A 12,697-nucleotide genomic window follows, 5' to 3' on the forward strand; every position below is an offset into this window, starting at 1 on the left:
TGGTCGGGACCGGCGCGGCCCGCGCGGGATGGCGCAGTATCGCCGCTAATTCCTAATGCGCCCCTAAATCGAGGGGATTTGCATCGACCAGCACGAACAGGTGGGCCGAGCGGCCGTCCACCTCGAAGGTCTCGCCCGCCGGAAGATCTCCGCGGTCGGAGCGGCCGGCGGAGTCGACTGTGTCGAGCAGGCAGCGCCAAGCCGTGCCGCCCGGCACTTTAGGCAGGATGAACGGAACCGTGTCGTGGAAGGCGTTGAGGATGATCAGCAGGCGGTCGTCCGTCGCCGGATTGCCGTCGTGCGTCATGTAGTCGCCTGCCTCTCCGTTGAGCAGCAGTCCGATGCAGCGCGCGTGGCGGTCGCTCCACTGCGCACTGGTCTTCTCGGTGCCCTGCGGCGTGATCCAGGTGATGTCCTTGACCTCGTCGGCCGATTTCTTGGTGCCGTGAAGGAAGACGGCGCGGCGCAGCACCGGGTGTCGCCGCCGCAGGTCGAGCAGCCGACGGGTGAAGTCGGCGAGGTCGCGCCCGTCGGCGGTCACGCCCGGCCAGTCGATCCAGGAGACTTCGTTGTCCTGGCAGTAGGCGTTGTTGTTGCCGCCCTGGGTCCGTCCGATCTCGTCGCCGGCCAGCAGCATCGGCGTGCCCTGGGAGAGCAGCAGGGTAGTCAGGAAATTGCGGCGCTGGCGCTCCCGCAGGGCGGTGATCTTGGGGTCGGCCGAGGGGCCCTCGACGCCATGGTTCCAGCTGTGGTTCCCGGAATGGCCGTCCCGGTTGCCTTCGCCATTGGCCTCGTTGTGCTTGTGATTGTAGGAGACCAGGTCGTTGAGCGTGAAGCCGTCGTGGGCGGTCACGAAGTTGATGCTGGCCCAAGGCCGCCGCCCATGCCGTTCGAACAGGTCGCTCGATCCCGTCAGCCGGCCGGCCAGTTCCGGCAGCATGCCCTCATCGCCGCGCCAGTAGCGCCGGACGGTGTCGCGGTAGCGGTCGTTCCATTCCGCCCAGCCCGGCGGGAAGCCGCCGACCTGGTACCCGCCGGGGCCAATATCCCACGGCTCGGCGATCAGCTTGACGCCGGACAGCACCGGGTCCTGGCGCACGGCGTCAAGAAAGCCGGAGCCGGCGTCGTAGCCGTGGGTCTCGCGCGCCAGCGTGGTGGCGAGGTCGAAGCGGAAGCCGTCCACATGCATCTCCGACACCCAGTAGCGCAGGCTGTCCATCACCATCTGGAGCACGCGCGGATGGGTGATCGCCAGCGTGTTGCCGGTGCCGGTATCGTCGATATAGAAGCGCTTGTCGCCGGGCATCAGGCGGTAGTAGCTGGCATTGTCGATCCCGCGGAAGCTCAGCGTCGGGCCCATGTGATTGCCCTCGCCGGTGTGGTTGTAGACCACGTCCAGGATCACCTCGATGCCGGCCTCGTGCAGCCGCGCCACCATGGTCTTGAATTCCGACAGGACGCCGGTGGTCATGAACCGGGGCTCGGGCGCGAAGAAGCCGATGGTGTTGTAGCCCCAGTAGTTCCGCAGGCCGCGCTCAACCAAGTGGCGATCGTCGCAGAAAGCCTGGACCGGAAGCAGCTCGATCGAGGTGACGCCCAGCGAGCGCAGCTTGTCGATCACCGACTGAGTGCTGAGCCCGGCGAAGGTGCCGCGGAGCTGAGGCCCGACTTCGGGATCGCGCATGGTGAAGCCGCGGACATGGGCTTCGTAGATGACCGTGTCGCTCCAGGGCACGCGCGGCGCCCGGTCGTTGCCCCAGGTGAAGGCGCGGTCGACCACCCGGCACTTGGGCATGCCGCGCGCATTGTCGCGGCGGTCGAACGACAAGTCCTCGCGGGTCGATCCGACGCGGTAGCCGAAATGGGCGTCGGACCAGCGGAGCGCTCCGAAGAGGGCCTTGGCGTAGGGGTCCAGCAGCAGCTTGTTGGGATTGAACCGGTGGCCGGCCGACGGTTCATAGGGCCCGTGGACCCGGTAGCCGTAGAGGGTGCCCGGCCGAGCCTCCGGCAGGTAGCCGTGCCAGACCTGGTCGGTATATTCGGGCAAGGTCACCCGGTCGATCTCGCGCGTGCCGGTCTTGTCGAACAGGCACAACTCGACCCTGGTGGCGTTGGCCGAGAACAGGGCGAAATTGACGCCGAAGCCATCCCAGGTGGCGCCCAGCGGATAGGACCGCCCGGGCCATACCACGGTGCGCGGGGAGCCCGTCGTCTTCATGTGCGTTCACCGCTCAGGTCGGGAAGGGGATTGGTGCGTGGGAAACCGACGGTCACTTTGCTGCCGCGAAATATGGCGATATCGGATGGTACCTGCTGGGCAAACGCAAGTATGTGAAATCGCCTTGCCGTGCAAGCGCTTCATGACGGGAGCCGAAACCCCGCCCCGCAGCGTTGCCGTCAGGGCATACCGTAGCGCAGCCGGGGCGCCGCGGTCTCGCTCGCGCGTTCGTAGGCGCTGATCGCCTGCCGCCAGGGCTCGATGTAGAGCCCCGTCTTCAGGACCTCCTGCGCCAGGACCTGGGCCACGAACGGAGCGCTGCCGGGGGCCGCCCAGCCGCGCCGGCTTTCGGATGCCGGCTGGGCGGACATCGCGGACCGGTGCGGCGCCTCCGCGTCGTCGCGCCGCGCCGCGGGATCGGCGCGGTCGGATGCGGTCCCGGCGGTGGCGGTGTCTGCCTCGCGCTCCGCCGCCCGCCTCGGGCGGCGGCGCCTCTCGCGCTCGACCTCATCCGCCCGCGCCGGCAGGGAGCGGGCGGGCGTTACCGGCACCAGGCTGCGCGAGTCGGGCAAGGGCTGGATCGGAGAGCGTGAAACGGGGCCGACGGCCATTCCCGTACCGAACCTTCTGCTGGATGGACCTTTGGGGGATTGAACAGCAGTTTCGATCCCGGGGCCTTAAGGAATTCCGAATCCGTGCGACGACGCCGTATTAGCCCCCGGAGAAGCGCTTCGGGCGAGCGCGACGGTTCCGGACGGGGTTACCGGACGGGCGGCAAGCCACCACCCCGCCGGACGCAGGCACCCTTCCGGCGGGCTCCGGCTGCTCGGCTCCCGTCACCAGATCCCGGTCACTCGGCCTTGGACTTCGTGATCGTGACGAGTTGCTTCTGCAGCTCTTCGAGCTGCTTCTGCAGGTCGTCCAGCGTCTTCTCGCTTTCGGCCCGGGCGCGCTGGGCCGCCTGGTCGAACTGCTCCGCCGCGGCCTTGCCCTGCTCGGTCTGCGGTCCGAACGGGGTGAACATCCGCATCGCCCGCTCGAACATCGCCAGGTTCTGCTTGCCCACTTCCTCGAACGTGGTGCCGAACGGGAAGATTCCGCCGATCGTGTTCGAGAAGTAGTCACGCATCTGTTCCTGGTTCCGGGCGAACGACTGCATGCTGTATTCCAGGTAACGGGGCACGACCCACTGCATGTTGTCGCCGTAGAAGCTGATCAGCTGGCGGAGAAAGCTGATGGGCAGAAGGTTCTGTCCTTTGCTTTCCTCCTCCACGATGATCTGCGTCAGCACGGAGCGGGTGATGTCCTCGCCCGTCTTCGCGTCATAGACGACAAAGTCCATCCCGTCCTTGACCATCTGACAGAGGTGGTCCAACGTGACGTAGCTGCTCGTTGCAGTGTTGTACAGCCTGCGATTGGCGTACTTTTTGATCGTGATCGGGGCAACTTTCGCGTCGTCTTTTTCGGCCATTTCGTATGCTTTCACGCGGTGGCATTGCGCTTAAATCCCTCAAGACATTAGGAGTACGCGAAGAAAGCTCCCTTAAGCAAGCTTTCTGCCGCGCCGGCGCCCGCAATTGGGCGGCGACCTGTTCGGGCCGCGACATGCCGTACAATGGCGGCGCCCTGTTCAAATGCGGTAGTTCACTATTATATTCGCCGCCATGGCCAACACATCGGATCAGGAACCGCCCTCCCTGGAAAGCCTCGCGCGCCGCTATCTCGACCTTTGGCAGGACCAATGGTCGGCGCTGGCGGTCGATCCCGAGGTCGCGGAGAATTTCGCCCGCCTGTTCCAGATTCTGGGGCAGGGAGCCGCCGCCATGGCTCCCTTTTCGGCATTCGCCGCGCGCGGCAGCAGTCAACATCAGCAGTTTCATGACCCATTCGCCCCCTTCACGGCCGGCCGACCCATGGCGGATACCCCGACAGGGTCCGCGTCCGCTCGCGCTCCACATGGCGGCGACCCTGACCACGCTGCTGAGCTCGCCCGCCGGATTGCCGTTCTTGAGGAGCGGCTCGATTCCCTGGAAGGGGAGCCTCCGGGACCGCGCCGAGGACCTGCGGGCGGAACTCGCCGGCGTCGATCCTGAAGACTTCGCGCGGGCCGTCGACCGCGAGATGCGGTGGCGCTTCGACGCGCTGCTGACGGGGGTGGAGCGGTACCGGAACCATTCCTACCGCCGCGACCTGGCCGACCCTCCGGTGGTCTGGCGCGAAGGGCCGGCCCGCCTGCTCGATTACGGGACGGACGGCGGCGGGCTGCCCGTCCTGTTCGTCCCGTCGCTGATCAACCGCCATTACATACTCGACCTGTCCGGGGATTGCTCCCTGATGCGCTGGCTGGCGGTCCGCGGTATCCGGCCGCTGCTGCTCGACTGGGGCCGGCCCGGCCCGGCGGAACGCCGCTTCACCATGACCGACTTCGTCGCCGGCCGGCTGGAGCGCGCGCTGAACGCCGTGCTGGACCTTTTCCCCGCGCGACCGGCCGTGGTCGGGTACTGCATGGGCGGCCTGTTGGCGACGGCGCTCGCCCAGCGGCGGCCCCGCGACGTCGCCGGCCTCGCCCTGCTGGCGACGCCCTGGGATTTCCACGGCGACAATCCGGCCATGGCGAAGCGCACGGCGGCCGCCCTGGCGCCGTACGAGCCGGTGCTCGATACCTGGGGCGAACTGCCGGTGGACGCGATCCAGGCGCTGTTCGCCATGCAGGACCCGCTGCAGGTCGCGCGCAAATTCACCCGGTTCGCGCGGATGCCGCCGGACGGTGCCGCCGCCCGGGGGTTCGTGGCCCTGGAGGACTGGCTGAACGACGGCGTGGCACTGCCGGCGGCCGTCGCGCGGGATTGCCTGACCGGCTGGTACGGCCGCAACGACACCGCGGAGGGGCGTTGGACCATCGCCGGCGAGAGCGTCGACCCCGGCAGGCTGCGGCCGCCGGCGCTGGTCATGATCCCGGAGAAGGACCGCATCGTTCCGCCGTGCTCGGCGCGGGCGCTGGCCCAGGCGATCCCCGGCGCAGCCATCCACAATCCCCACCTGGGGCATGTCGGCATGATCGTCAGTGCAGGAGCACAGGCTTTGGTGTGGGAACCCCTTGCCGAATGGCTCCGCAACCGAAGGTGATTATTCCAATCGTTAGGAGACTAGCTTTCTCTTTTCGAATGCGCGACTTAGTGGCGCGGGCAAAACTGTAGGGCGGGCATGAACCCGCAGTGCCTTGCGCCGAAAAATTGCTGGGGCTAGTTTAAGCCGTGCTAAAGGCAGGCCCATAAAAAAATTGCCATCAGCTAAGGAGCGTTCCCCATGACCGAAGTCGTAATCGCCAGCGCCGCGCGCACGCCGATCGGTGCGTTCAACGGCTCGCTGAGCTCGGTACCCGCCCATACCTTGGGCGAAGTGGCGATCCGCGAGGCGCTGAAGCGCGCGGGCGTCGATGCGGGCGAAGTGTCGGAGGTCGTGCTGGGGCAGGTCCTGACCGCCGGCACCGGCCAGAACCCCGCCCGCCAGGCCGCTGTCGCCGCCGGCATCCCGGTGGAGAAGACCGCCTACTCGATCAACCAGCTTTGCGGTTCCGGCCTGCGCACGGTTGCGCTCGGCTATCAGGCGATCAAGCTGGGCGACGCCGACATCGTCGTCGCCGGCGGCCAGGAGAGCATGAGCCTGGCGCCCCACTGCATGCATCTGCGCAACGGCACCAAGATGGGCGACACCCAGCTGATCGACACCATGCTCAAGGACGGCCTGTGGGACGCCTTCAACGGCTACCACATGGGCACCACGGCGGAGAACGTCGCCCAGAAGTGGCAGATCACCCGCGAGCAGCAGGACGAGTTCGCCACCGCCTCCCAGAACAAGGCCGAGGCGGCGATGAAGTCCGGCAAGTTCAAGGACGAGATCATTCCGGTCACCATCAAGACCCGCAAGGGCGACACCGTCGTCGACACCGACGAGTTCCCCAAGGCGGGCGTCACGGTCGATGCCCTGGGCAAGCTGCGCCCGGCCTTCTCGAAGGACGGCTCGGTCACCGCGGGCAACGCGTCGGGCATCAATGACGGCGCCGCGGCGCTGGTGCTGATGGGCGCCGACGCCGCCGCGAAGCGCGGCATCACGCCGCTGGCCCGCATCGTGTCGTGGGCGACCGCCGGCGTCGATCCCGCCATCATGGGTTCCGGCCCGATCCCGGCCAGCCGCCTGGCTCTTCAGCGCGCCGGATGGTCCGTCGACGACCTGGACCTGATCGAGGCCAACGAGGCCTTCGCCGCGCAGGCCTGCGCGGTCAACAAGGATCTCGGCTGGGACAAGTCCAAGGTCAACGTCAACGGCGGCGCCATCGCGCTCGGCCATCCGATCGGTGCGTCCGGCGCCCGCGTCCTGGTCACCCTGCTCCACGAGATGCAGAGGCTCGACGCCAAGAAGGGCCTCGCCACCCTGTGCATCGGCGGCGGCATGGGCATCGCCCTCACCGTCGCGCGCGATTAAGCGGTCCGATTCCTGTTGCTGCACGTCAGCGTTGACATCGGCCCGGATCCGTCCGGCTTGATGCACGTCAACGCGCAGGACATGAACGACTGTTAATACTGTCAGGCTGAGGCCGCACGTCACCGCGGCTTCAGCTTCGACCACCTCGTCAAATCATCATCGCTTTCTGGGGGAGGAATCAATGGCAAGAGTTGCAGTTGTTACCGGCGGCACGCGCGGTATCGGCGAAGCCATTTCGGTCGGTCTGAAGGATGCCGGGTACAAGGTCGCCGCCATTTACGCCGGCAACGACGAGAGGGCCCGTGAGTTCTCCGAGCGGACCGGCATCGCGGTCTACAAGTGGGACGTCGGCAACTTCGAAGCCTGCAAGGAAGGTCTCGCGAAGGTCGCGTCGGAACTGGGTCCGGTCGATATCGTCGTCAACAACGCGGGCATCACCCGCGACGGCGTCATGCACCGCATGACCTACGAGCAGTGGAACGATGTCATCCAGACGAACCTGACGTCCTGCTTCAACATGTGCCGCAGCGTGATCGACGGCATGCGCGAGCGGGGCTTCGGCCGCATCGTCAACATCGGCTCGATCAACGGCCAGGCCGGCCAGTACGGCCAGGTGAACTACGCGGCGGCCAAGTCGGGCATCCACGGCTTTACCAAGGCGCTCGCCCAGGAGGGTGCGGCCAAGGGGATCACCGTCAACGCGATTGCGCCCGGCTACATCGACACCGACATGGTCCGCGCCGTCCCGCCGAACGTGCTGGAGAAGATCGTCGCCAAGGTGCCGGTCGGCCGGCTCGGTAAGGCTTCGGAAATCGCCCGCGGCGTGCTGTTCCTGGTGGCCGATGAGGGCGGCTTCATCACCGGTTCGACCCTGTCGATCAACGGCGGCCAGCACATGTATTGATCCTTCGCCCGTTTGGCGGTGTTAGGATCGACGGGGCGTCCCAGCGGGACGCCCCGTTTCATTTCCGAGGGCTTCATTTCCGAGAGGGAGGACAGATGGTCGAATACGAGGAAGCCAGTCCCGAAGTCCGAGCCGTCTATGACGACATCATGGCGACCCGCAAGACGGACCTGATCAACAATTTCTGGAAGGTCCTGGCAAGCCATCCGCCGACGCTGAAGCGCACCTGGGAGAGCATCAAGGAGGTCATGGCGCCGGGCGCGCTCGATCCGCTGACCAAGGAGATGGTCTATCTCGCGGTCAGCGCCACCAACAACTGCGAATACTGCATCGCGTCGCACACGGCGGCCGCCCGCAAGGCCGGCATGACCGACGAGATGTTGGGCGAGCTGCTGGCCGTCGTCGGCATGGCGAACGAGACCAACCGGCTCGCCAACGGCTACCGGGTCCAGGTGGACGAGCGGTTCAAGTCGTGACCCCGCCCAACCGGAAGCACTCTGATCGGGAATATCCCGACCGTCCGTGGGTCGGCGTCGGCGTGGTGGTGTGGCAGGGCGACCGCGTCCTGCTAATCCGCCGCGGCCGGGCGCCCCGGCTCGGTCAATGGGGCTTGCCGGGCGGCGCGCAGTCGGTCGGCGAGACCCTGTTCGAAGCGGCGGCGCGCGAGGTGCTGGAGGAGACCGGCCTGGTGGTCGACCCGCAGGCGGTGGTGACGGCGCTGGACTCGATCAGCCGCGATTGTGAGGGAGAGGTCCAGTTCCACTACACCCTCGTCGAGGTACTGGCGGAGTGCGCCGAAGGCGATCCGGTCGCGGCCGATGACGCGATGGATGCGCGGTGGGTCACGCCGGAGCAGGTCCCGGACTTGGTCGAGTGGGGGGAGACGACCCGGGTGATTGAGCTGTCCCGGGCATTCCGGCGGGGGATCGCCGGGTAGATTTTTCGGGTCACGCATGGACGGGAACTGAGAGGAGATGCCCGGGCACCTCCTCTCAGTTCCCGTCCATGCAGTAAAAACGGTCAGCTCCGCCTGTCGATCAGGTCCACGAAGCGGTGGAACAGGTAGTGGCTGTCTTCCGGGCCGGGCGAGGCTTCGGGGTGGTACTGGACCGAAAAGATCGGCCTGCCCTTGACCTTCAGTCCCTCGTTGGTGCCGTCGAACAGGCTGACATGGGTCACTTCCACGTCGGCAGGCAGGCTGTCCGGCTTGACCACGAAGCCGTGGTTCTGGCTGGTGATCTCGACCCTTCCGGTCTCCAGGTCCTTGACCGGGTGGTTGGCGCCCCGGTGGCCACGGGGCATCTTCTCCGTCTCGGCGCCCAGCGCCAGCGCCATCAGCTGGTGTCCCAGGCAGATGCCGAACATCGGAACGCCGGTATCCATCAGGCCGCGGATCGTCGGCACGGCATAGGTCCCGGTCGCGGCCGGATCGCCCGGGCCGTTGGACAGGAAGACGCCGTCCGGCTTGTGGCGCATCACGTCCTCGACCGTGGCGGTCGCCGGCACCACCGTCACCTTGGCGCCGGTCCCGGCAAGGCAGCGCAGGATATTGCGCTTGGCGCCGTAGTCGATCGCGACGACGTGGTGGCGCGGGCTCTCCTGCGTCGCGTAGCCCTGGCCGAGCTTCCACATCCCTTCGTTCCAGGAATAGGTCTGGCGGCACGAGACGTCCTTGGCGAGGTCCATGCCTTCCAGCCCCGGCCATTGCCGTGCCTGGGCAATCAACGCCTCCAGGTCGAACCGGCCGTCCGGGGCGTGGGCGATCACGCCGGTCGGGGCGCCGCCGTCACGGATGCGGCGGGTCAGGCGCCGGGTGTCGATGCCTGAGATACCGATCAGGTCGAAGCTCTTGAGCCAGTCGTCCAGGTGACGGGTGGCGCGCCAGTTGGACGGCTCGGTGATGTCGGCACGAAGCACGAGGCCGCGGGCCGCGGGTGTGACCGTCTCGATATCCTCGCCGTTGGCGCCGGTGTTGCCGATATGGGGGAAGGTGAAGGTGATGATTTGCCCGGCATAGCTGGGGTCGGTCAGTATTTCCTGGTAGCCGGTCATCGACGTGTTGAAACAGACCTCACCGACCGATGCGCCCACGGCACCCAGCCCGCGCCCCCACAGCACCGTTCCATCGGCCAGGACGAGGACGGCGGTGGCGCCATCCGGGCGCGACGCGTCGGCGGCGCTCGGCGCCGGGGCGGCGGAAGTGTTTTCGGACATCGGTGAAAGACCCCATATTGACGGCCCTCGCGGGCGCATTACCTGAAGCGGCTCGGACCCCGGCCGCTCCCGCCCGGATTTGGTCGGCGGGAGGGCGCGCGTCAACCCCGCGGCCGGACCTGGACGATGTGCCCGGGCTCGATCGCGGTTTGAACCGACCGCGTGCGATTAGACCATGGCCGGCGCCCGGTCAATAGGATGCGGTGTCCGCCCGGGCCTGCGTGGGCGGGCGGCGGGCATGCCGTGGCGCCGCTGGCGGAGGGGGCCGACATTCGCTATCATTCTGTAAAATTTGCTTCATGAGGACTCCACACGATGTTCCGCAGCCGGCTCAACGAGGCCTTGAAAGAGGCGATGCGGTCCAAGAACCAGCGCGCCGTCTCGACGTTGCGCCTGATTTTGGCGGCTCTGAAGGACCGTGACATCGCCGCGCGCGGGCGCGGGATCACCGACGGCATCGACGAGGACGAGATACTGTCGATGCTCCAGACCATGATCAAGCAACGGCGCGAAGCCATCGCCCTGTACGAGCAGGGCGGCCGGCTCGAACTGGCCGAGCAGGAGCGGGAAGAGATCGGGATCATCGAGACCTTCCTGCCCAAGCAGTTCAGCGAGGACGAGATCCGCAGCGCGGTCGACACCGTGATCAAGGACATTGGCGCCACCGGCATCAAGGACATGGGCCGCACCATGGCCGAGCTGCGCACCCGCTATGCCGGCCAGATGGATTTCGGAAAGGCCAGCGGTTTCGTAAAGGCCGCCCTGGTCTGACGACATCCTCGAAAACGGTTTCCTTTATGGCCTGTTAACCAATCATGCCTTACCGTTCCAGGGACGCCGTTCATCGGCAGCCATGTAGCTCAGACCCCATTCCCGAATATCGGCAATGCAAATATCGAAGGTGATGCGCGGGCGCCATGGCGTTTCCTCCCCAATTCCTTGAAGAGCTGCGGGCGCGTCTGCCGCTCTCCGACGTGGTCGGGAAGCGGATGCGGCTTATCCGTGCGGGCCGGGAATTCAAGGCGCCGTGCCCTTTCCACAACGAGAAGACGCCCAGCTTCTACGTCAACGACCAGAAGGGTTTCTTTCACTGCTTCGGCTGCGGCGCCCATGGCGACATCATCGGCTTCGCCATGCGCCACGACAACCTGGCCTTCCCCGAAGCGGTCGAGCAGCTGGCGTCCGAGGCCGGGCTGCAGGTGCCTCAGGCCACGCCGGAGGACCGGCAGCGCTTCGAACGGCAGAAGTCGCTGCACGACCTGGTGGAGGCTACCTGCCGCTGGTTCGAGAAGCAGCTTTTCGGCGCAGGCGGCCATGCCGCGTTCGATTACCTGAAGAGCCGCGGGCTTGACGAGGAGACGATGGTCCGCTTCCGCCTCGGCTTCGCCCCGGCGGACGGCAACGCCCTGCGCGTCCATCTGGCTCGGGAAGGCTTCAAGGAGGAGGACATGCTGGAGGCCGGCGTCGTCAGGGCGTCGGACTATGGCGGCGGAGCCTTCTCCTTCTTCCGCAACCGCGTGATGTTCCCGGTCACCGACCGGCGCGGCCGTGTCGTCGCCTTCGGCGGCCGCATCATGGAGGGCGACGGGCCGAAATACATCAACTCCGCCGACAACCCCCTCTTCCACAAGGGCCGGCTGCTCTACAGCATGAGCCGCGCCCGGCAGGCGGCGGCCGACGGCCAGCCGATTATCGTGGTCGAGGGCTATATGGACGTCATCGCCCTGGTCCGCGCCGGCTTCGACGGCGCCGTGGCGCCGCTCGGCACCGCGCTGACCGAAACCCAGATCCTGGAGCTGTGGAAGCTGGCGCCTCCGGGGCGCCGGGTCCCGGTGCTCTGCTTCGACGGCGATGCCGCCGGGCAGCGCGCCGCCTTCCGGGCGGTCGAGCGGGTGTTGCCCCACCTGCTGCCCGACCACTCGGTCCGCGTGGCCTTCATGGCGGGCGGCGACGATCCGGACAGCCTGCTGAGGAAGGAAGGGCCGAAGGCTATGCAGCAGGTGCTGGACGGCGCCATGCCGCTGGCCGACGTGCTGTGGCGGATGGAGGAGGAGGGCAGGGTGCTCGACACGCCCGAGGCCCGCGCCGGGCTCCAGGCCGCCCTGGACGAGCGGGTCGCCCTGATCGCCGACCGGACCGTGCAGTCCCTCTACCGCGACGAAATGCGCCGCCGTTTCTTCGAGAAGTTCCGCGCCCGCCCGGCGTTCCAGCCGGGCCAGCGCTTCGCCGGCGGGAGCGGAGGCGGGTTCAAGGGACGCGGCTTCCGGGCGCCGCGCACCACCGATCCGCCGCCCGACTTTCAGCGCAGCCGGCCGAGACCCGCGCGGGAAGGCCGGGAGCGTGTCCTGCTCGCAACACTGCTGAACCATCCCGACCTGTTCGAAGAGGTCGGGGAATCAATAGGTAGCGTGGAGTTCTCGTTGCAAGCTCTGGACCTGCTGCGTCAGGCCGTCGTGTCGGTGCTTAGCGAAAATCCCGGGCTTGACGCTGCCGGTTTGGGTAGCCACTTGACTGATATGGGCTTCTCCGACCTGGAAGACGCCATTGGTCCGGCTTCCTTCCTGTATGCCTTCGCGAGGCCGGATGCGACACCGGAGCAGGCCCGGCGAGGCTGGTATGACGTATGGGGGCAAACATATACCGATCATATCAAGTCCGAACGCCGGGAGGCGACCCAGTCCTTCGCCCGCGATATGAATGCCGATAACTGGTCCCGCGTTCGGGCATTGCTCGAAGCCGAGGCCGGCGCGGCCGAGTTCGAAGACCCCGACCTTGAATACTGAGGTCGCCTATGGCAGATGGAGCAGGAGCTTGGGTCAGGCCGAAAAAAGTCAGTCCTGTGTGTGCGGATGGCGCGGAGCACCGTTGGCCTTGCGTAA

General features: G+C 66.9%; 11 protein-coding genes. 7 read left to right on the forward strand and 4 right to left on the reverse strand.

Going from position 1 to position 12,697, the window contains the following annotated elements; translation table 11 throughout:
- Positions 1-52 precede the first annotated feature (52 nt).
- From glgX to phaR, 3 genes are all read right to left on the reverse strand, one after another.
- Positions 53-2,218 carry a glycogen debranching protein GlgX gene (gene glgX / locus DPR14_RS10810; protein WP_158045135.1) on the reverse strand — a complete coding sequence of 722 codons (2,166 nt, stop codon included), beginning with the start codon at positions 2,216-2,218 and terminating at the stop codon, positions 53-55.
- 179 nt (positions 2,219-2,397) lie between these two features.
- The gene (locus DPR14_RS10815; RefSeq protein WP_158045136.1) at positions 2,398-2,790 is read right to left on the reverse strand and encodes a hypothetical protein; all 393 of its coding nucleotides are present in this window, start codon (positions 2,788-2,790) and stop codon (positions 2,398-2,400) included.
- 278 nt (positions 2,791-3,068) lie between these two features.
- Entirely contained in the window at positions 3,069-3,689 is a 621-nt protein-coding gene (gene phaR, locus DPR14_RS10820; protein WP_158045137.1) for a polyhydroxyalkanoate synthesis repressor PhaR, read from the reverse strand.
- Between the two features lie 485 nt (positions 3,690-4,174).
- On the opposite strand from phaR, the gene DPR14_RS10825 reads away from it, so the two are divergent.
- From DPR14_RS10825 to DPR14_RS10845, 5 genes are all read left to right on the forward strand, one after another.
- A complete protein-coding gene (locus DPR14_RS10825; protein ID WP_246149166.1) occupies positions 4,175-5,344 on the forward strand; it encodes an alpha/beta fold hydrolase in 1,170 nt (389 codons plus the stop codon).
- A 180-nt stretch (positions 5,345-5,524) separates the two neighbouring features.
- The gene (locus DPR14_RS10830) at positions 5,525-6,700 is read left to right on the forward strand and encodes an acetyl-CoA C-acetyltransferase (protein ID WP_158045139.1); all 1,176 of its coding nucleotides are present in this window, start codon (positions 5,525-5,527) and stop codon (positions 6,698-6,700) included.
- Positions 6,701-6,881: 181 nt separating this feature from the next.
- Positions 6,882-7,604, forward strand: a complete 723-nt coding sequence (gene phbB, locus DPR14_RS10835; RefSeq protein WP_158045140.1) for an acetoacetyl-CoA reductase — start codon at positions 6,882-6,884, stop codon at positions 7,602-7,604.
- A gap of 95 nt (positions 7,605-7,699) precedes the next feature.
- The gene (locus tag DPR14_RS10840; RefSeq protein ID WP_158045141.1) at positions 7,700-8,080 is read left to right on the forward strand and encodes a carboxymuconolactone decarboxylase family protein; all 381 of its coding nucleotides are present in this window, start codon (positions 7,700-7,702) and stop codon (positions 8,078-8,080) included.
- The gene (locus tag DPR14_RS10845; RefSeq protein ID WP_158045142.1) at positions 8,077-8,541 is read left to right on the forward strand and encodes an NUDIX hydrolase; all 465 of its coding nucleotides are present in this window, start codon (positions 8,077-8,079) and stop codon (positions 8,539-8,541) included. The genes DPR14_RS10840 and DPR14_RS10845 overlap by 4 nt, the downstream gene beginning before the upstream one ends.
- An 83-nt stretch (positions 8,542-8,624) precedes the next feature.
- Here DPR14_RS10845 and carA read toward each other — a convergent pair whose 3' ends face one another.
- Positions 8,625-9,818 (reverse strand): glutamine-hydrolyzing carbamoyl-phosphate synthase small subunit, encoded by a 1,194-nt coding sequence (carA, locus tag DPR14_RS10850; RefSeq protein WP_158045143.1) that lies wholly within the window; start codon positions 9,816-9,818, stop codon positions 8,625-8,627.
- A gap of 315 nt (positions 9,819-10,133) precedes the next feature.
- Between carA and DPR14_RS10855 the strand changes: the two genes are divergently transcribed.
- Together DPR14_RS10855 and dnaG are read left to right on the forward strand one after the other, a co-directional pair.
- Positions 10,134-10,589, forward strand: a complete 456-nt coding sequence (locus DPR14_RS10855) for a GatB/YqeY domain-containing protein (protein WP_158045144.1) — start codon at positions 10,134-10,136, stop codon at positions 10,587-10,589.
- Between the two features lie 146 nt (positions 10,590-10,735).
- Positions 10,736-12,601, forward strand: coding sequence for a DNA primase (dnaG, locus tag DPR14_RS10860; RefSeq protein WP_158045145.1), 1,866 nt, complete (start codon positions 10,736-10,738; stop codon positions 12,599-12,601).
- Positions 12,602-12,697: the final 96 nt, after the last annotated feature.

The sequence above is a fragment of the Skermanella pratensis genome (genome assembly GCF_008843145.1).
GTDB classification, from domain to species: domain Bacteria; phylum Pseudomonadota; class Alphaproteobacteria; order Azospirillales; family Azospirillaceae; genus Skermanella; species Skermanella pratensis.

What these genes read in the sequence shown, in the direction of transcription:
- glgX (WP_158045135.1), bottom strand. Translation starts at nt 2,218, where the DNA reads ATGAAGACGACGGGCTCCCCGCGCACCGTGGTATGGCCCGGGCGGTCC.
- phaR (WP_158045137.1), bottom strand. Translation starts at nt 3,689, where the DNA reads ATGGCCGAAAAAGACGACGCGAAAGTTGCCCCGATCACGATCAAAAAG.
- DPR14_RS10825 (WP_246149166.1), top strand. Translation starts at nt 4,175, where the DNA reads ATGGCGGCGACCCTGACCACGCTGCTGAGCTCGCCCGCCGGATTGCCG.
- DPR14_RS10830 (WP_158045139.1), top strand. Translation starts at nt 5,525, where the DNA reads ATGACCGAAGTCGTAATCGCCAGCGCCGCGCGCACGCCGATCGGTGCG.
- phbB (WP_158045140.1), top strand. Translation starts at nt 6,882, where the DNA reads ATGGCAAGAGTTGCAGTTGTTACCGGCGGCACGCGCGGTATCGGCGAA.
- DPR14_RS10840 (WP_158045141.1), top strand. Translation starts at nt 7,700, where the DNA reads ATGGTCGAATACGAGGAAGCCAGTCCCGAAGTCCGAGCCGTCTATGAC.
- carA (WP_158045143.1), bottom strand. Translation starts at nt 9,818, where the DNA reads ATGTCCGAAAACACTTCCGCCGCCCCGGCGCCGAGCGCCGCCGACGCG.
- DPR14_RS10855 (WP_158045144.1), top strand. Translation starts at nt 10,134, where the DNA reads ATGTTCCGCAGCCGGCTCAACGAGGCCTTGAAAGAGGCGATGCGGTCC.
- dnaG (WP_158045145.1), top strand. Translation starts at nt 10,736, where the DNA reads ATGGCGTTTCCTCCCCAATTCCTTGAAGAGCTGCGGGCGCGTCTGCCG.